Consider the following 18,935-nt stretch of genomic DNA (forward strand, 5'->3'; position numbering starts at 1 on the left):
TTCTTCTGACAAACGACGCGATAGAAAATATTTATTTTTCATTATAACAATAATTTTTAAAGAAAGTATAGATTAACGTCGTAATAATTTGTCAATTTCTTGAATTTTCTCGTCAGCTTTCCCAATTTGCGTATTTTTAGCCTGTTCACCACCTAGAGCTTGATGAAGTAAAAAGGTTTGGCCTGAAATAGCGGTTACAATAGATACTTTTATTATTTCTTTAATTAAGGTGACATCGAATAAAACAAGTCCAAGAAGTGCAGCTAGGCTACCTGTAAATATATCGGTTAAAAACCCAAAGTGGAAAAACGTTTTTAAACGGCGTGGAAGCAATAACTTACCTTGGTTATTGATCAGATGGGAAACGAAGCCAGTAACGCCACCAACTAGAACAGCAGTTAGCCATTGATACATTTCCATCGAATCCACTCCTTTTAGTGAATAAGATTCGATAATTTGATATTGATTCCTTTTAATATTTCATATAAGCATATTGAGAAAGTTTGTTTAGGTTTATTCCGTATTCAATTTAATTATAACAGAAAAATCTGATATATTTCAGTCTATTGTATGAAGCGGTTATTCGTTAATATGAATGTAGAAAGGGGTGCGTGATATGAATATAGATTATCGAATAAGAAGTGTAGATGGTTATACAAAAAATATAGGGGAATTAGTAAGCATGCTGGAACATACGAGGGCTGTAACATTACAGGAAATAAACGATCTATCAGTTGAGTAATTAGATTTAATTATGCCGAGTGGAGGGAATTCCATCGGAGCGTTACTAAAGCATATAGCGGCTATAGAAAAAGCCCATCAGCTTATTTCATTTCAAAATCATGACTTTACAAAAGAAGAATTAGAAATATGGGAAGATGCACTGTATTTAGGGGAAGTTGGGAGAACGATTCATGGTCATGAAATACAGTATTATGTACAACTTTTGCAAAGTGTTCGAGAAGAGTCGCTAAAGTATTTGAGTGAAGTAGATGATACATGGCTAATGTCAGAAAGAAAGTGGCCTAACGGTGTAGCGTATAACCAGCACTATCTTTGGTTTCATGTGATAGAAGATGAAATTAGTCATCGTGGACAAATTAGAATGTTAAAAAGAAAGTTATTTGAAAATTACGTCAAATGAGGTAGCTTTTTAAATCAATATTCCATATAATGAGAGTAATTAAAATAAGATCGGAGTGATGTATTATGGCGAATATGACTGTAATGAATAATAAATTAAATACAAAGGTGGACGGAAAGGGCGATACTCTATAAGTGAGCGCACAATCCTTCCACTAAGTTCAAACTAGGGAGGATATCAATTTGGATCAAAATATTTTAGAATCTTTCGGATGGGATTCTTTTTTTGAAGAACAAGCTGTAGAGAACTATGAAGTAGGGCGTATTTTACTTGAGCATAAGCATATATATCGGATTATTTGTAATGATGGTGAATATGTAGCGGAACTGTCTGGGAAGTTTCGTCATGAAGCGTTAACGAAGGGAGATTATCCGGCAGTTGGGGATTGGGTGTATATAAAGAAAATAGAAAATGAGAAAAAGGCAATTATTCACCGTATTTTTCCGAGAAGAAGTTCTTTTTCAAGACAAGAAGCTGGTAACAGAACTGAAGAACAAATTATCGCAACAAATGTAGATTATCTATTTTTAGTGAATGCACTTAACCATGATTTCAACGTAAGAAGGATGGAACGTTATTTGCTGGTGGCTTATGAGAGCGGTGCAATGCCTGTTATTGTTTTAACGAAGAGTAGTTTATGTGAAGATGTGGAACAGAAAATTGCAGAAACTGAAGCGGTAGCAATCGGTGTTCCTATATTTGTTGTTGATAGCTTAGTGTACGTCGGAATAGAATTATTGCAACAATTTGTTTCACCAGGAAAAACAATTGCTTTAGTTGGATCTTCAGGTGCAGGGAAATCTACTTTATTAAATGCATTAATAGGAACAGATGTAGCAAAAACTGGAGATATACGTGAAGAAGATAGTAAAGGAAGACATACGACAACTCACCGTGAATTGTTCCAATTACCGAGTGGCGGTTTAGTAATTGATACGCCTGGTATGAGGGAACTTCAGCTTTGGGAAGGAAGCACGGCAATTCAAACTACATTTTCCGATATTGAAGATCTTGCAAATACTTGCCGCTTTCGAGATTGTAAACATGAGAATGAACCAGGATGCGCAGTGCATAAAGCAATTGATAACGGGCTAATGACGATAAATCGTTTGCAAAGCTATAAAAAGTTGCAAAGAGAATTAGCGTATTTTATGAGAAAACAAGATGCTATTCTCGCAAGAGCTGAGCGTGATAAGTGGAAGAAGATTTCTAAACAACATAAAAAAATGTAAAAAACCAAAGGACTATTCCTTTGGTTTTTTGTATTTGTAAATTTTATAATAATATTATTCATATATATAGACAAAGGGGAAATATTTGTTTAAACTTTACAAGGTGTTTATCAAAAACGAATTGTAAAAATAGAGGATAGGGAATGGGATATATTTATAATTGGTAATTTATCTTTAAAACTTAATATTTAAATGTAGGAGGTTTATAATGAGTAAACTGTTAAGGTGGTTTCGAGATATAAAAGTAGCAAAAAAGCTATTAATTTCATTTTTGATAATTTTAATTGCAGCTGTCTCTATTATTGGAGGAATGTCTTATCAAACGGCTAAAAAGAATTTTGAATCACAAATTACGAGTAGTGCTCACGATAATATAAAAATATTAGATAATTTAATCAATCAAATGATTGAGGCGAAATTTAACGAAGTAAATAACTTTGCACGAGTGATTCATAGTGATATGTATCAAGGAGATAATCAAGATGAATTAAGAAAGGTGTTATCTCAATATATTAATTTAAATAAAGATATTGAACAAGTATATGTTGCCGGCAATGATAAGAAGTTTGTGCAAGAACCAAATATACAAATGGCAGCAGATTATGATCCAACAACTCGTTCTTGGTATAAAGATGCAGTGAGTAAACAAGGTGGAATCGTGGTCACTGAACCGTATAAGGCGAAAGGAAATGGACATATTGTCGTAACGATTGCGAAACAAACAGAAGATAAAAATGGTGTTGTTGCGGTAGATTTAAGTTTAGAGAATTTATTGAAAACAACAAAGTTAATCAATATTGGTAAAAAAGGATATACTTTCATTTTAGATGGAAAACAAAAAATAATTGCGCATCCTCAAGAAAAACCAGGAGATAAAGCAGCTGATTCTTGGGCAAAGAGAATTTACGAAGATAATCAAGGCACTTTTTCATACACGTATGATGGTAGTGAAAAGAAAATGGTATTTGCTACAAACTTAAAAACAGGTTGGAAAATCGGTGGAACGATGTACTCAAATGAAGTAATTGAAGCTGTTCAGCCTGTATTTTATAATATGTTAATTGTTATGCTTATTTCATTAGTTGTAGGAGGGGCACTTATTTATTTCGTAACTCTTTCTATTACAAAACCTTTAAAGAGATTAGTTGCCACTTCTAAAGAAATAAGTGAAGGAGATTTAACGCAAACAATTGAAATTCATTCAAACGATGAAATCGGTCAACTTGCAAAAGGTTTTAATGAAATGACAGATTCACTAAGAACGTTAATTGGAAGAATTAATGATTCGGCCGGGCATGTAGCAGCGGCATCAGAAGAGCTAACTGCGAGTGTAAGACAAGCGAGTGAAGCAACGGAACAAATTACAATGGCAATGGATGAAATATCAAGTGGGGCAACGACGCAAACAGCAAGCGTAGAAAATGGTGCTATGTTACTGTTTGATGTAACAGAAGGGATTCAGCATGTAGCAAATAGCTCATCATCTATTAATACTGCTTCTGCTCACACTCGTGAAAAAGCAGAAGATGGTGGAAAGCTAGTTGGAAAAACAGTAAATCAAATGCAATCTATTGCGGAATCTGTTTCACAGTCAGATGCTGTTATTCAGTTGTTGAATAACAAATCAAAGCAAATTGGTGATATTTTAGAAGTTATTCAAAATATTGCAGATCAGACAAATCTTCTAGCTTTAAATGCAGCAATTGAGGCTGCAAGAGCTGGTGAGCATGGAAGAGGCTTTGCAATTGTTGCTGATGAAGTACGAAAATTAGCAGAACAATCTAGTGTATCATCAAGTGAAATTAGTAAATTAATTTGTGAAATACAAGATGATATGAGTAAGACAGTAAAATCTATGAATAATGTAAATGAAGAAGTGCAATCTGGACTTGTTATTGCAAATGAAACAAAACAAAATTTCACTGAAATTTTACAATCTACAAATGAAATTGCTAACCAAATTAAAACGATGGTTGAAACAGCTAATGGGATGTCAAAAGGTGCAAATGAAGTATCTATTTCGGTTGGTCAAATTGCTATGACGGCACAAAATAATGCGACGAGTACACAAAGTGTTGCAGCGTCAGCTGAGGAGCAGTTAGCTTCTATGGAAGAAATTGGTTCTGCAGCTGGTACACTATCTCAAATGGCTGAAGAGTTACAAGTATTAATTGAAAGATTTAAAGTATAAAAAGGGGAGGCTGTCTCAAAATAGCATTAGTGCTATTAGAGACAGTCTTTTAGCTGATAAACGGATTAGAGGTTCAATGTATTTAATGTTTGTCGAAAAATAGAGGAATTTGTTAAGCGGGTGTATAATTAATATAATATAGACTACGTTTAAAGGAGATCAGTATGGGAGTGTATTGGGGAACGAAAAGACATTCTTGGCTTAGCTATGTCTCGTTTTGGTTAAGCATTTTATTCTTTGTTGCTTTTTTAATTGAAGTGTTTGTATTTAAAACACTTTCAAATAGCTCATTACAAATCGTTAAATACTTTTATTTTATATTTGTTCCATTAAATATCATTCTTAGTTTAAGGTTATTATTTAAGAAGAATGAAAAGAAAATATTACCGATTTTTAGTTTAATTGTATCACTATTATTTGCAAGTTTAATTATAGTGTTAGCATTAGCAGCTACAGGAAAAATCTTATGAGGAGAGTGATATAAATTACTCTTCTTTTTTGTGGTTTTTTAAGAGTTATAAGTAGTGTGTAGGAAATAAGGAAAGTGATAAGTTATCAGTAAGGGAACATACTAGTGAATAGAGAGTGAACTGAAAATACTATATGTTTTGTATGTGTTTATAAAGCAAATGAATGCGGTAAGATTTGTGATATATGGTACAATAAACATGGATAGTGATAGAGATAAAGGGTATATAAAATACTCATCGTTTTTTAGTAAGAGAGGGGTTATCTTATGCTATACGAGGATTTGATGACATTATTCCAAGCTGCTCCGATAGAATTAGATAGAGGCGGCTGGAAATATATAATCCAGGAACAAAATGATAATTATGAAATTGTTGATGAAATGTTAAAAAAGCAAATGAATGTTGAATTGTATTTTAATGAGTATGATGAGGTGAAAATCACTTTATATAAAGATGGAAGCCCTATTACTACTATGCAAAGAATTGCTATTTCAAAAGTTGAGTTGGATGAAGAGGAAGACGGCATTCAATTCGTATTGGAACGCATGCCAAGTCGAATGATTCGTTTGCAATTAAAGCCATATCTTGCAGTAGAAATGGGGCCGTACTGGGAAGTATGTGAAGACTGTGAATGAAGATGAAAAACATCCGTATACACGGATGTTTTTTTATGTTTTTTGAAGTTGTTTAAAGGCAATAATCGGTAGTAAAATGATGCTCACCCAACCGATAATAGGGTATAGAATATGAAGTAATTCACTATATCCAATGAAACTAAAGCAATAACTAATTAGTAATATGAAGTAAATAATGTTATTACTTTTCCATCCGGTAATGGATTGCATTTGTTTTGTCATTCCGAATATATTCCCAACTAATGTTGTGAATACTTCACCAAAAATGATAAGAACAAAGAAAAAATGGAAAGTTGCATTAAACCTTCTTACAACTTCAGCCATTGGGATGTTATATTGATAAAATTGTTCAACTGATAATATTGCTAAATGGCTACATAATAAAATAAAGCAAAGCCCCGCACCTCCTAAAATCCCCCCCCATAAAATAGCTTTTCGATCTTTTACTTCACCGGCCAATGGGACGAGAACACTTTGGGCGAGAGAAAGATTTAATGCGACATATGTAATAGGACTAGTGATCCATTTCATATTCCAACTTTCTGTAGGAACGGTGTCCATAATAGGAGTTGTACCATGAATAAAGGTTGTAATAGCAAGTCCGATAATAAAGATCATCATAATAGGTACGACAAGTGTATTTACTTCAAAGACACCTTGTAATCCCCGGCTCCCAATAATGAGACAGGCGATGACTGTGATAAAAATACCAAGTTGTCTCGGGAGGCGAAGTTGTTCTTCAAATACTGCCCCGGCTCCTGATAACATAACGCTCGTTACACCAAATAATACGAGTAATAATAATGTGTTTATAACATTTCCAAATACATCTCCAAATAAATATTTGTTGAAATCTTGCGCTGAAAATGCCCCGATTTGTGAGGAGAGCAACATCATCTTTGTACCGAGCCAAATAAAAAAAAATCCACTTATACATATGCCAATGGTCCCGTACAATCCGTTCACTGTGAAAAATTCAACAATTTCTCGCCCAGTAGCAAATCCAGCTCCAACGACAGTTCCGATATAAGTAGCAGCGACTTTCTTTGCTACTTGCCATTGTTGATTGTCCATGTTATCCCTCTTTCTTCTATGATGAGCTTGACTTACTATTATGCATATGTGTGAGCTTGGACAATTAGACATATGAAGTAGTTGAAAGGATACATGAATTATATGATATTAGGGAAATATTAAGGTTGTTAAAACTTTGTTACATATAAGCTGTTCATTCAAAAGAATAGGGAATGTATGGTAAAATGAAGTTAGGTCATTAAAAGATAGTAACATAATAAGAGGAGTGGATTGTATGAGTACGAAAACGAATGTTGTTGAAGTATTAAACAAACAGGTAGCAAACTGGAATGTATTATATGTCAAACTGCATAATTATCATTGGTATGTGACAGGACCGCACTTCTTTACATTACATGAGAAATTTGAAGAGTTTTATAATGAAGCAGGAACATACATTGATGAGTTAGCAGAGCGTATTTTAGCGTTAGAAGGAAAACCGTTAGCGACAATGAAAGAGTATTTAGCAACTTCAACTGTAATCGAAGGGACAAGCAAAGAGTCTGCAGAAGAAATGGTGCAAATTTTAGTAAACGATTTTTCTGCACTTATTCAAGAATTAAAAGAAGGTATGGAAGTAGCTGATGAAGCTGATGATGAAACATCGGCTGATATGCTATTAGCAATTCATACGACATTAGAACAACATGTATGGATGTTAAGTGCATTCTTAAAATAAACATAAATGGATTAAAGAAAAACTCTATTGAAAAATTCTTTCAATAGAGTTTTTTATAATTTTTCAGTTTTCTTTTATGCTATAATATAGTAAAAAGGAGGCGATACAATGTTTCGCTTTTTCAGAACTGGAAAAGAAGATAGGGAAATTACGAAAGATGAATTAGAACAAGCGATGGCGAAGTTTCTAGAAACGAATGCTAATATCGTTTATACAGTTTTAGTAAATGATGATTACACAGTAAATTATGATTTGTTAAAGCCCTATTTACCTGCATTTCCAACAAATTTTTTTCTGATAACGAAGGAAACGCTTGAAGTATTTGAACATACAGAAGAAAATTTAAACCTAGTTAAAGAAATTGATATCGTACAAAAGGCTGTAGATCAATATGTAACAGAAAAAGAAATGTTCCCAATTGTTGAAGATAGCGAAGATCGCCTCATATGCGGAGTGAAGCTAGGACCATATTTAAATCGTATATTAAAAAGAAACTTATATATTTCAGAAAAGCATTATTTAGTTTCAAGTAAACCAGATAAGAAAAAAAAGAATAGTGGGCAGATGTTATGAGAACAACAACAATAATATTATTGTTGTCTTTTTTTATTAAAATATTGATTTTTCAGTTTATTTAACTTTATACTACAACTAGTGGATAGGAAGGAGTGGTGTATTATGCGTATACATACATTAACTATTAAATATCATTTTGAGAATCAGGTATTGTTAAGTTGAATTGTAGAATTTAACTACTTATACCGTGACCCTAGAATGATAGGAAGATTGGAGAAGCAATTATTATAAAAGGTTACGGGGGAATTCCTATATGGAAAATAATATGACTTATATTAAGTTATTAAATGAAACGTTACATTGTTATGCAAATAAAGGAAGTTTTGAAGCGTATTCTTATATAATGAATAATGCTAAAGATGTAATGGGTAATGAAGCACAAATATATAATTTTAAATATGCATTAGCAAGTGCAGCAGGACTTGAAGAAGAAGCGTTGCATTTAATGAAGAAAGCAATTATAGAAAATGGATTTTGGTACGGAAGTGAGTATTTAATTTCCGATGATGATTTAAAACCACTACATAAATTTGAAGAGTTTCATAGAATGGTTCAATTATGTAAAGAAAGAGAAGAATTAGCAAAGAAATCGGAACAAGCAGACGTGAAATATAAATACAGCAAACAAAATGAAAATCTACTAATAACACTGCATGGGGATCAAGAAAATATACAAATAATAGAACCATATTGGAACTCTGTAATGGAACAAGGTTTTATGCTAGCATTGCCTCAATCTTCCCAAATTCAATTTTCAGATGGATATGTGTGGGATAATATCGAAAGAGGCAGAGAAGAGTTAAAAGGACATTACAATAAGATTAAAGTGAATAAAACATTTGGGAATATTATTATTGGTGGCTTTTCTGCTGGGGCAAGAGTAGCGTTACATTCCATGTTACAAGGTGAAATAGAAGTGAACGGTTTTATTTTTGTGGCACCGTGGCTTCCGGAAATGGAAGAATGGGAAGAGATGATTGGAATATTGCATGATAAAAGCATAAAAGGATATATAATATGTGGGGATCAAGATGAAGATTGTTTTGAAGGTACACAGCAATTTGTAACGTTATTAAAGGATAAAAATATAGAACATAAGTATAAAGTTGTGCCTAACTTAAATCATGATTATCCTCATAATTTTGATGAGTTATTAAAAGAAGCTATTGAATATATAGGAAGCAAAAACAATTGATTGGTAGTAAGAAAAGGAGATGCATCATATGTGATGCATCTCCTTTTCGTTATTATAAATTAAAAGCATCTGCCAATAGGCGATAAGAGTTTAATTTATGTTCAAATTGATGAGTAATCGTGACAATCATAAATTCGTCAGTATTATACGCTTTGCTTAAGTTTAATATTTTTTCTTTCACAGAAGACGGATCACCGACAATCATACGTTGACGATTTTCTTTTATGCGGAATAGATCATAAGCACTATACGAATAATTTTGAGCAGTTTCAATAGAAGGAGTACCAGTAGTCCGTTTTCCTTGTTCTAATAGTAAAATCGATAAATCAAGGCTTGATGCAATCTTCTCCGCTTCTTCATTTGTTTCTCCGCAAATAACAAAAATAGATACGATTGATTTTGGTTTATCACCTAAATAGGAAGGTTGGAATTGTTCTTGGTAAGCCTTCATTACTTCAGGGCCACCGTATCCGTTAATGAACTGTGCAAATGCAAAAGAAGCGCCTTGCTTTGCGGCAATCATTGCACTTTCTCCGCTAGAACCGAGCATCCACATTTCAGGAGATGTTGGGATAACTGGAGTAGCCTTTAAGTTTGCATAATGATGGTTTTCTGGTACTTGATCATGTAAGTACATAGCAACATCTGCAATTTGTTCTGGATATTGATCAAGTGAGACCATTTTACCTTCTTGAAGTGCGCGAGTTGCTATCGGCATACCACCAGGCGCTCTCCCGACACCAAGGTCGATGCGGCCCTTATAAAGTGCTTCTAAAACGCGGAAATTCTCGGCAACTTTATATGGACTATAATGTGGCAGCATAACACCACCAGAACCAACTCTAATACGGTCAGTTTTCGCGGCAATATGTGAAATGAGTATTTCTGGACTTGAACCAGCTAAGCTAACTGAATTATGGTGCTCGGATACCCAAAAACGTGTGAATCCGAGTTTCTCAACTTCTTGTGCAAGCGTAACTGTATGCGAAATAGCTTTGGCTGCTGTGCTACCATCTGAAATAGGTGATTGGTCTAATACACTTAATTTGATCATAGAATATACCTCTCAATCTTAATGTACATCCTATTATATATTTACTTACGAAAAATGCGTAATGAAATGCTCAAAAGGAAAAGTGAATAATTTTTTATCCGCTTTTAATGAGAAAACCCTCGTTCATAATGATTCATTTCGACTAAGTTTAATATATATTCGTAGTTATCAATTTCTAAATGTATTTGCTTGCGTTCTTCTTCAGTTAGTTTAACGCTAGTGAGTTTTTTACATAACTGCTGTTTTTTTAATTCTAAATGTTTTTTTGTAGCCTGATAATCGTAAGTACGTTTCATGTGTATCCACCCTTTCCATACAGTTACTATCTGTATGTTTATCATATGAAGCATGTGGAAGGGGGAGAGCTGCACCTTATGTATTTTTAGTGAATTTTCAAATTGTGGTGGTGTTATGTTTAAGTGAATTTATGAATAAAATGCACTAAACCACTAATTCGTATTTCATGAAGTAAGGGGTGGGATTGTGCAGAAAGATATAATGTTTAACAATGAGATGGATGAAACGTTAAAAGTTATAAATAAGGGATTGAAGAAGACGACACGTCCGAAACAAATCATTGTAGTAGGGGCTGGTATGGCTGGATTAGTTTCGGCATCTTTATTAAAAGCAGCAGGGCATGAAGTGAAGGTTTTTGAAGCGAACAACCGTGTAGGTGGCCGCATAGAGACAGTTAGGATGGAAGATACCGGATTATATTTAGATGTTGGAGCGATGAGAATTCCGTATTCGCATGCATTAACGATGGCGTATATAAGAAAGTTTGGGCTACAGGTGAGCCCTTTTATTAATAGGAATGAGACAGATATTATCTACGTAAATGGTCAGAAAACGACATTAAAACAATACGAAAAAGATCCAAGTATTTTAAGATATCCTGTGGAAATGAATGAAGTTGGGAAAACGTCTGAGGAACTATTAATGTTAGCGGTACAGCCCATTATAAATTTTATAAAAAAGAACCCAGAGAAAAATTGGGATATTGTAGTAAAGGACTTTGGGAAATATTCTACAGGTCAATTTTTAAAATATCATCCTTATCAATATAATACGTATTTTTCGCCAGTAACGATTGAGATGATAGGTGTTCTATTAGATTTAGAAGGTTTTTTAGAAAGGTCATTCGTTGAGACGTTACGATTTTTATACATTATGCAAGAGGAAAGTGGATTTTGTGAAATAATAGGTGGGAATGATAAATTACCAAAGTCTTTTTTACCACAATTAGAAGAAAATATTATATATAATCAAAAATTAATGAAGCTTCATCAACAAGCCAATGGTGTAACAGCCTATTACCGGAACGAGGAAACTTTTGAATATAGTAGTATTACAGGGGATTTAGTTATTGTTACAATTCCTTTTTCAACAATGCGATTTGTAGAAGTAGATCCATTTGATTCGATATCTCATGCGAAGTGGAAAACAATTCGCGAATTGCATTATATGCCAGCTACAAAAATAGGAATTCAATTTAAAAGTCGTTTTTGGGAGGAACAAGGGCAATTAGGTGGGAGAATTATAACAGATCTTCCTATACGTTATGCGTATTATCCAAGCCATGGAATCGGAGAGAAAGGGCCTGCTATGATGTTAGGAAGCTATACATGGTCTTATGATGCGTTGTTATGGGATGGGGTATCAAAGGGGGATCGTATCTATTACACACTACAAAATTTAGCAACAATATTAGGCGGTCAAGTATATGATGAGTTCATGTCTGGAATATCAAAAAGTTGGACATTAGATCCATATGCGCTTGGAGGGTTTGCACTATTTCAAGCTGGTCAAGAATCTGAATTACAGCCAGTCATTGTAAAACCTGAGGGGAGAATATATTTTGCTGGTGATCATACAACGCTGTATCACGGATGGATTCAAGGTGCGATTGAATCTGGAGTGCGTGTGGCGATGGAAGTGAACGATTAAAAAGTTTAAAATTCAGAAATTTCTTTACTGTATAACTTGAGATGGATATTATTATATATAAAAGAATTATAGGGAGTGTTTACAGTGAATCCGTTATTATTCGATTTTCCTTCTGAATTTTATACTGACAGGCTTTTTATTCGAATGCCAAAACCAGGTGATGGTAAAGTTGTATATGACGCAATTCAAGCTTCAATACAAGAATTAAAACCTTGGATGGTCTTTGCACAAAAAGAGAAAACAGAGGAAGAAATAGAAGAGAGTATTAGAAAATCGCATATTCAATTTTTGCAGCGTGAAGATTTGAGACTACTAGTTTTTTCGAACGAAACAGGTGAATTTATTGCATCTGCCGGATTACATCGTATTAATTGGGATATACCTCAATTTGAAATCGGGTATTGGATTGATTCAAGGTTTAGTGGAAAGGGCTATATGGTAGAGGCTGCAAAAGGTATAACAGATTATGCTTTCACTGAATTGAAAGCAAACCGCGTAGAAATTCGTTGTGATTCTCTAAATAAGAAGAGTAGAGCGATACCTGAGAAATTAGGATTTAAATTAGAGGGTACTTTAGAAAGCGCGAGTGTTGCGGTGGATGGAAATGGATTAAGGGATATGTGTGTATTTGCAATGACGAGAAATATATATGAAAAAGAAGAGCTGTAAAGAAACAGCTCTTCTTTTTGTTTATTATGGTACAGGATGTCCATTAGAGCTTTCGAAAATTGTAAACCATTGTTGGCGGTCTAAGTTAACTTTTGTAGCAAGAGCGGCTGTTTTCACACGATCTAATTTACCAGAGCCAACAATTGGCATCATGTTAGCTGGATGAGCAAGTAACCATGCATACATAACAGTATCGATGCTAGTAACACCTAGTTCAGTAGCAACTTTTTGTAAAGTTTCACGTACACGTATGGCACGTTCTGATTGGCCAGTAAAGATTTCACCACCAGCAAGAGGTGACCAAATCATTGGATTGATTCGTTTTTCTTGGCATAAATCAATCGTACCTTTTTCAAAATGCTCCATTTGCATCGCAGATACTTCAATTTGATTTGTAATGAGCGGGAAATCTAAATATGAGCTTAACATATTAAATTGTGAAGGTAAAAAGTTAGATACACCGAAGTGGCGAACTTTGCCTTCTTGCTTTAAGCGTGAGAACGCTTCTGCCACTTCAGTTGGATCCATAAATGGATCTGGACGATGGATGAGCAATACATCAATATAATCTGTATGTAAGTTTTGTAATGAATCCTCCGCGCTCTTTATGATATGTTCAGCACTCGTATTGTAGTGAGCAACATATCGCTCTGGAAATTTAGGTGATGGGGGAGCGATTCCACATTTAGTGATGATTTGCATATTTTCGCGTAAGGAAGGCTTTAATTGTAACGCTTCTCCAAACAATCCTTCACACGTATATCCGCCATAAATATCAGCGTGATCGAAAGTAGTAATCCCCAAATCCATACAGTCTTCAATAAAAGAAAGTAACTCTTGCTTTGGCATATTCCATTCTGCTAAACGCCAAAAACCTTGAATAATACGAGAAAATTCTAGCGTTTCGGCCATTTGAACTCGTTCCACTATAAGTACCCCCTATATGAATGAATAATATTTTTGAAAAGGCTTTCTTACTACGTATTATTATATAGTTACAGGGTCGTACATACAATAAATATGTTTTGCTACAAAAACGATTTTTTCTATATGCTATAATGTAGAAACATAGAGCTATAAGGAGATGTAAGGGATGATTCCAGTAACAATATTAACTGGTTTTCTTGGATCAGGGAAAACGACATTATTAAATCGAATTTTATCAGAGGATCACGGCAAGAAATTAGCAGTGATTGTAAATGAAATAGGGCAAATTGGTATCGATAATCAATTAATTATGAATGTTGAAGAAGAAATTATGGAAATGACAAACGGTTGTTTATGCTGTACTGTGCGTGAAGATTTACTTGTTGCCTTAAAACAATTACTGGATGTGAAAGCAGAAGGGAAAATGGACTTTGATGGATTAGTAATTGAAACAACAGGTCTTGCAAATCCAGGTCCGATTATTCAAACTTTCTTTTTAGATCCAGTTATTCAATCTGCATATCAAATTAACGGTGTTGTAACAGTTGTAGATAGCTATCATATACATAAACATTTTGAAAAGGGACTAGAAGCAAAAGAACAAATTGCCTTTGCTGATGTTGTGTTAGTTAATAAATTAGATTTAATTGAAGAAAATGAGAAAGAAAATCTCTTGCATGAACTTCAAGGAATTAACCCGACTGCAAAGTTAATCGAGGCGACTAACTGTGAGGTAGATATTCCATCGTTATTACAAATTCAAACGTTTAAAACGAAAGATACGCTGCAAATTTACCCTCATACAGAACATAAACATCTAGAAGGTGTAAAGTCGTTTGTACTACGTGAAGAACGTCCGTTAGATTTACAAAAATTGAATGAGTGGATGTCAGCTGTCGTTCAGGAACTAGGGGAGCATTTATATCGCTACAAAGGAATTTTATCTATTGATGGAGTAGATAAACGTATTGTTTTCCAAGGTGTGCATACGTTATTTGCTGCTTCGTACGATAGAGAGTGGCAAGAGGGCGAAGAGCGAGTAAGCGAAGTAGTTTTCATCGGAAGAGATATTAATAAAGAATGGTTCCAAGAACATTTTGAAGAATGTGTGAAATAAGTCTGCGTAAATCGCAGGCTTATTTTTTATGAGCATTTTAATGAGATAATACTAGATTACAAAAATGAAGTATATAAGGGAAAGAAACTAAAAATAGAAAACATAACATTGATAAATGCATAATAAAAAGCCTGTTTTCACAGGCTTGTATTTTCATCTATAAGTAATTCCATTACAACACCTACAACTGGACCTTCGTCATCAATATCCCCATTTAAACGGAAGCCAAATGACTCATATAGTCCCATTGCGTGTTTGTTGTCAGGATGTAAACTTAAATAAATTATTTTACATTCGAATTTTTCTTGCAAGAATTGAATTAGTAAGCGAAGGAAACGTTTTGCGTATCCTTTTCCTTGAAATTGTTGGTCAATCATAAAACGATCTAACCATACGCTTTCATGTTTTTGGGAATACCAACCGTACATTGCGTATCCAACGAGTGTTTCTTTGTCATATAAGGCTACTGACGTTCCGTTTTCTTCATATAATGATTCCGCTAAAGAAAACGCATTGCTTTCAATAAACTGCTGCTGGTCTTTTGCTACGTCTAAAGCAGCAACTGAACGCCAATTATTTGCTGTTACTTCACAAATGTGAAGATTCATAGTTCCAACTCACCTTCTAAATTAGTATAGCTTACAAGCTAATATGGATAATTCTACTTGTTATTTCGATCAAGTCAAGGATAAATACATAAAAAGGCAGCTGAATGACATATTCAGCTGCCTAGAAAATATAGTTGATTAGTTTGTTGCTTCTTTTAAAGTATTTACGTTTTCTTCCATTAATGTGAAGTAATCTTTATTGTTCTTTGCATCATCCTCAGAAATAGTAGCAAGGTGATTTAAGCGTAAAATTTTTGTACCTGTTTCTTTTTGAATAACTGATGCTACTTTTGGAGTAGAGAATGTTTCAAATAAAATATATTGTAGACCGTGCTCTTTTACTGTTTTTGTAATGTCAGCAAGCTGTTTTTGAGATGGTTCCTCAGATGCTGAAATTCCAGCGATTGGAATTTGTTTCAAACCGTATCGTTGTTCCCAGTAGCCGTAAGCTGCGTGTGAAACTAATATTTCTTTCGTTTTTGCATTTGCAACAACTGCTTTAAATTGATCATCCAAATCAGTAAATTTTGTTTGTAGTGCTGCAAAGTTTTTTTCGAACTCTTTTTTATGTTCAGGCTGTAATTCTACAAGTGCATTTTTAACTTTTTCTGCTTGTTTCATCGCAAGAGTAGGGTCTATCCAAACGTGTGGGTCTTTATCGTGATGATGTTCATCTTCTTTATGACCGTCTCCATGATCGTGCTGCTCTTCTTCAGATGAAGCACGAAGTTCGATATCTTTAGATGCATTTACAATTTTTACGTTTTCTTTTTTTAATGATTTTTCCATTTTTTCGGCAAATGGTTCTAATTCTGCGCCGTTATAAACAAATAAATCGGCTTTCGCCACTTGTACAGTCTGCTTTTGACTTGGTTCAAATGTATGAGAATCCGCACCAGGTGGGTAAATTGTTTCTACATTTACATAATCACCACCGATTTTTTTTGCAAAGTCAGCGAGTGGGAAAATGGTTGTATAAACAGAAAGTTTCCCATCTTTTTTCGCTGCACTATCTTTGTTGTTAGAACATCCAGCAAAGATGAGTGTGAAAATAAGTATAAATGAAAATAGAGCTAATTTTTTAGGCATATAATTCTCCTCTTTTCTTTTTTACAATTATATTTTCTCCAAATATAAGAAGAAAATATCGTTTTAATACAAAACGGAATAATTACGTTTTAGTTTGCGAACCTAGTATAATACATCTTTATGAAAGTTGCAATAAATAATAATCATTACGATTTGATTTTGTAATAAATCTGTCAAAAAGAAAGGTATTAATTTTTATGATTAGTGCATATGTGACAATGTTACTTTCATATATTGGGAGGGAGCAGAAAAAAGGGGATGAGCGCTTGGGTTACTTCATGGAAGCTATCTTATTAATACTTGCGGTTGTTTTGCCATTATCTTTTGTTTTAATTTTTTTAAGAAGACTAATAAGTAATTTAGGGGATGCTACAACAATTACAAAATTGCCAGCGGAAGAAAAAGAAGAGAAAAAAGAGTAAGTAAAGCACTATGCGTACGCATAGTGCTTTACTTATGGTAAAATGGGAGAACGGAAACTCCTGTTAGCGACGATTAGCTATAGGAGAGAATAGTAAATAAAGAGGTATACACATATATGAATAAGCGAACAGCGTTAGTACTTGGCGCAAGTGGGTTAGTTGGACAAGAAATAACGCGACTATTACTTGACTCAGATTACTACGATTCGGTTACTATTTTTGTAAGGGAACCATTACAATTACAGCACGAGAAATTGCAACAGAAACAGGTGGATTTTTCAGTATTAGAGGAATACAAAGAATTTTTTGCAGTAGATGATGTTTTTAGTTGCTTAGGAACAACGATAAAAAAAGCGAAGTCGAAGTCGAATTTTAAAAAAGTAGATTATGAATATACATTACGAGCTGCCTGCTTAGCTGAAAAACAAGGCGTGCAAAATTTTCTTGTTATTTCATCAATGGGAGCAAAACCTAAATCATTTTTCTTTTACTCGCAAGTGAAGGGGAAAATGGAAGAGGAGCTGAAAAAGCTAGTTATTGGTGGCATACATATTTTCAGGCCGTCATTATTAGTTGGAAATCGACAAGAATATCGTTTTGGGGAAAGAATGGCTGAGAAATTATCTCGTATTCTTCCGTTTATATTTAAAGGGGCTTTTAAAAAATATAAACCAATTTCAGCTAAAGATGTGGCGAAAGGAATGTATATAACAGCGCTACGTGAAGAATCTGGTATTCATATTTATAGTTCAAACGATATTATAGAAATAAAATAAGTAAAACCGAGAAGAATAATTTCTCGGTTTTATTTATTAGTTTTAATTTTCCCGGGTGCTCGTCGGTACTGATATGGTTCTTTTAATTCAAAGCCAAGTTCATTGGCAGCTATTCTTGGGAAGTATGGATTACGAAGTAACTCGCGTCCGATAAAAATTAAATCTGCTTCGTTATTATTTAAAATTTGCTCTGCTTGTGATCCGGTTGTAATTAATCCTACCGCACCAGTCGCGATGTCAACATGCTCCTTAATATGTTTAGCATATTGTACTTGGTAACCAGGATACACATCAATATGTGCGGGTACAATAGCACCAGAACTACAATCGATTAAATCTACCCCTTGTTCTTTCATCCATCCTGTATACTGCACATAATCTTGAACCGTTAACCCGTCAGGATGATAATCATTTGCTGAAATACGAACAAATAACGGTCCGTTCCAAACTTCATTTACAGCATCGATGATTTCGCGTAAGAAACGATAGCGATTTTCAGGTGAGCCCCCGTATTCATCAGTCCGCTTATTGGAAAGCGGAGAAAGAAATTCATTAATAAGATAACCGTGAGCACCATGTAATTCAATAACGTCAACCCCCGCCCGTTTAGAGCGTAAAGCTGCTTTTTGAAAAGCAGAAACAGTTTCTTTAATTTGCTGTTTATTCATTTCTACTGGTATTTTCATTCTATCGTTAAACGGAATTGCTGAGGGAGCGAAAGCATCTGTTTCTAATTCAGCCTTTCTTCCGGCGTGAGCGAGTTGAATGGCTGCTTTTGCACCGTTATTATGTATAAATGTTGTCGTTTTATGTAAGCCTTCAATTAGAGTATCATCCCAAATGCCTAAGTCTTTGTTAGAAATTCGTCCTTCAGGTAACACAGCTGTTGCTTCAATCATAACTAAACCTACTTGGCCAGCAGCCCTGGTTCCATAATGGACGAGATGAAAATTAGTTACTTGGCCATCCTCATTTTCTGATGAATACATGCACATAGGTGACATAATGATACGGTTTTTTAGCGTAACGTCCTTAATTGTATAAGGTGAAAAGAGTTGAAACTCCATCAAATATCCCCCTTGATTGAATTTTCTTACATTGTATCATCCTCTTTTTTGTTTCCCTAATAA

Annotated in this window: 20 protein-coding genes and 1 pseudogene; 13 read left to right on the plus strand and 8 right to left on the minus strand. The window is 34.2% G+C overall.

The window, feature by feature from the left end; genetic code table 11:
• Nucleotides 1-72 precede the first annotated feature (72 nt).
• Complete coding sequence (locus tag MKY70_RS10360; RefSeq protein ID WP_002202297.1) at nt 73-420, minus strand: DUF4257 domain-containing protein; 348 nt, start codon at nt 418-420, stop codon at nt 73-75.
• Nucleotides 421-616: 196 nt separating this feature from the next.
• Here MKY70_RS10360 and MKY70_RS10365 point away from each other — a divergent pair.
• From MKY70_RS10365 to MKY70_RS10385, 5 genes and pseudogenes are all read left to right on the plus strand, one after another.
• Nucleotides 617-1,144, plus strand: a pseudogene (locus MKY70_RS10365) (DinB family protein).
• Between the two features lie 182 nt (nt 1,145-1,326).
• A complete protein-coding gene (rsgA, locus tag MKY70_RS10370) occupies nt 1,327-2,376 on the plus strand; it encodes a ribosome small subunit-dependent GTPase A (RefSeq protein WP_088032610.1) in 1,050 nt (349 codons plus the stop codon).
• Between the two features lie 208 nt (nt 2,377-2,584).
• The gene (locus MKY70_RS10375) at nt 2,585-4,567 is read left to right on the plus strand and encodes a methyl-accepting chemotaxis protein (RefSeq protein WP_341074502.1); all 1,983 of its coding nucleotides are present in this window, start codon (nt 2,585-2,587) and stop codon (nt 4,565-4,567) included.
• A gap of 164 nt (nt 4,568-4,731) precedes the next feature.
• Nucleotides 4,732-5,037: a hypothetical protein gene (locus tag MKY70_RS10380; protein ID WP_002064965.1), complete on the plus strand. Its 306-nt coding sequence runs from the start codon at nt 4,732-4,734 to the stop codon at nt 5,035-5,037.
• Nucleotides 5,038-5,303: 266 nt separating this feature from the next.
• Nucleotides 5,304-5,672 carry a DUF3979 family protein gene (locus MKY70_RS10385; RefSeq protein WP_002086098.1) on the plus strand — a complete coding sequence of 123 codons (369 nt, stop codon included), beginning with the start codon at nt 5,304-5,306 and terminating at the stop codon, nt 5,670-5,672.
• Between the two features lie 33 nt (nt 5,673-5,705).
• On the opposite strand, the gene MKY70_RS10390 is transcribed toward MKY70_RS10385, so the two are convergent.
• Nucleotides 5,706-6,746, minus strand: a complete 1,041-nt coding sequence (locus MKY70_RS10390) for a YkvI family membrane protein (protein ID WP_060752116.1) — start codon at nt 6,744-6,746, stop codon at nt 5,706-5,708.
• Nucleotides 6,747-6,981: 235 nt separating this feature from the next.
• Between MKY70_RS10390 and MKY70_RS10395 the strand changes: the two genes are divergently transcribed.
• The 3 genes from MKY70_RS10395 (at nt 6,982) to MKY70_RS10405 (ending at nt 9,196) form a co-directional block, all read left to right on the plus strand.
• Complete coding sequence (locus tag MKY70_RS10395) at nt 6,982-7,425, plus strand: Dps family protein (protein ID WP_002012416.1); 444 nt, start codon at nt 6,982-6,984, stop codon at nt 7,423-7,425.
• A 108-nt stretch (nt 7,426-7,533) separates the two neighbouring features.
• On the plus strand, nt 7,534-7,998 hold the full coding sequence (locus MKY70_RS10400; RefSeq protein WP_000488199.1) for a DUF3939 domain-containing protein: 465 nt from the start codon (nt 7,534-7,536) through the stop codon (nt 7,996-7,998).
• Nucleotides 7,999-8,254: 256 nt separating this feature from the next.
• Nucleotides 8,255-9,196, plus strand: coding sequence for an alpha/beta hydrolase (locus MKY70_RS10405; protein ID WP_002189348.1), 942 nt, complete (start codon nt 8,255-8,257; stop codon nt 9,194-9,196).
• A gap of 52 nt (nt 9,197-9,248) precedes the next feature.
• Here MKY70_RS10405 and MKY70_RS10410 read toward each other — a convergent pair whose 3' ends face one another.
• Together MKY70_RS10410 and MKY70_RS10415 are read right to left on the minus strand one after the other, a co-directional pair.
• A complete protein-coding gene (locus MKY70_RS10410; RefSeq protein WP_088032614.1) occupies nt 9,249-10,250 on the minus strand; it encodes an LLM class flavin-dependent oxidoreductase in 1,002 nt (333 codons plus the stop codon).
• Nucleotides 10,251-10,354: 104 nt separating this feature from the next.
• Nucleotides 10,355-10,546 (minus strand): DUF3896 family protein, encoded by a 192-nt coding sequence (locus MKY70_RS10415; protein ID WP_002012420.1) that lies wholly within the window; start codon nt 10,544-10,546, stop codon nt 10,355-10,357.
• Nucleotides 10,547-10,733: 187 nt separating this feature from the next.
• On the opposite strand from MKY70_RS10415, the gene MKY70_RS10420 reads away from it, so the two are divergent.
• Both MKY70_RS10420 and MKY70_RS10425 read left to right on the plus strand, forming a co-directional pair.
• Nucleotides 10,734-12,197 (plus strand): flavin monoamine oxidase family protein, encoded by a 1,464-nt coding sequence (locus MKY70_RS10420; RefSeq protein ID WP_088032616.1) that lies wholly within the window; start codon nt 10,734-10,736, stop codon nt 12,195-12,197.
• 84 nt (nt 12,198-12,281) lie between these two features.
• On the plus strand, nt 12,282-12,866 hold the full coding sequence (locus MKY70_RS10425; RefSeq protein ID WP_341024137.1) for a GNAT family N-acetyltransferase: 585 nt from the start codon (nt 12,282-12,284) through the stop codon (nt 12,864-12,866).
• 24 nt (nt 12,867-12,890) lie between these two features.
• Here MKY70_RS10425 and MKY70_RS10430 read toward each other — a convergent pair whose 3' ends face one another.
• Nucleotides 12,891-13,793, minus strand: coding sequence for an aldo/keto reductase (locus MKY70_RS10430; RefSeq protein ID WP_201066968.1), 903 nt, complete (start codon nt 13,791-13,793; stop codon nt 12,891-12,893).
• A 166-nt stretch (nt 13,794-13,959) separates the two neighbouring features.
• Here MKY70_RS10430 and MKY70_RS10435 point away from each other — a divergent pair, with 166 nt between their 5' ends.
• Entirely contained in the window at nt 13,960-14,910 is a 951-nt protein-coding gene (locus MKY70_RS10435) for a CobW family GTP-binding protein (protein ID WP_341024139.1), read from the plus strand.
• Between the two features lie 137 nt (nt 14,911-15,047).
• On the opposite strand, the gene MKY70_RS10440 is transcribed toward MKY70_RS10435, so the two are convergent.
• Both MKY70_RS10440 and MKY70_RS10445 read right to left on the minus strand, forming a co-directional pair.
• Nucleotides 15,048-15,518 carry a GNAT family N-acetyltransferase gene (locus tag MKY70_RS10440; protein ID WP_044444227.1) on the minus strand — a complete coding sequence of 157 codons (471 nt, stop codon included), beginning with the start codon at nt 15,516-15,518 and terminating at the stop codon, nt 15,048-15,050.
• 138 nt (nt 15,519-15,656) lie between these two features.
• Complete coding sequence (locus MKY70_RS10445) at nt 15,657-16,607, minus strand: metal ABC transporter substrate-binding protein (protein ID WP_341024141.1); 951 nt, start codon at nt 16,605-16,607, stop codon at nt 15,657-15,659.
• A gap of 197 nt (nt 16,608-16,804) precedes the next feature.
• Between MKY70_RS10445 and MKY70_RS10450 the strand changes: the two genes are divergently transcribed.
• On the plus strand, nt 16,805-17,029 hold the full coding sequence (locus MKY70_RS10450) for a hypothetical protein (protein ID WP_201051932.1): 225 nt from the start codon (nt 16,805-16,807) through the stop codon (nt 17,027-17,029).
• 116 nt (nt 17,030-17,145) lie between these two features.
• Nucleotides 17,146-17,805, plus strand: coding sequence for an oxidoreductase (locus MKY70_RS10455; protein ID WP_002031464.1), 660 nt, complete (start codon nt 17,146-17,148; stop codon nt 17,803-17,805).
• Between the two features lie 29 nt (nt 17,806-17,834).
• On the opposite strand, the gene namA is transcribed toward MKY70_RS10455, so the two are convergent.
• Nucleotides 17,835-18,872 carry an NADPH dehydrogenase NamA gene (gene namA, locus MKY70_RS10460; RefSeq protein ID WP_341024144.1) on the minus strand — a complete coding sequence of 346 codons (1,038 nt, stop codon included), beginning with the start codon at nt 18,870-18,872 and terminating at the stop codon, nt 17,835-17,837.
• Nucleotides 18,873-18,935 lie beyond the last annotated feature (63 nt).

The sequence above is a fragment of the Bacillus sp. FSL R9-9492 genome (genome assembly GCF_038007365.1).
Classification (GTDB): domain Bacteria; phylum Bacillota; class Bacilli; order Bacillales; family Bacillaceae_G; genus Bacillus_A; species Bacillus_A mycoides.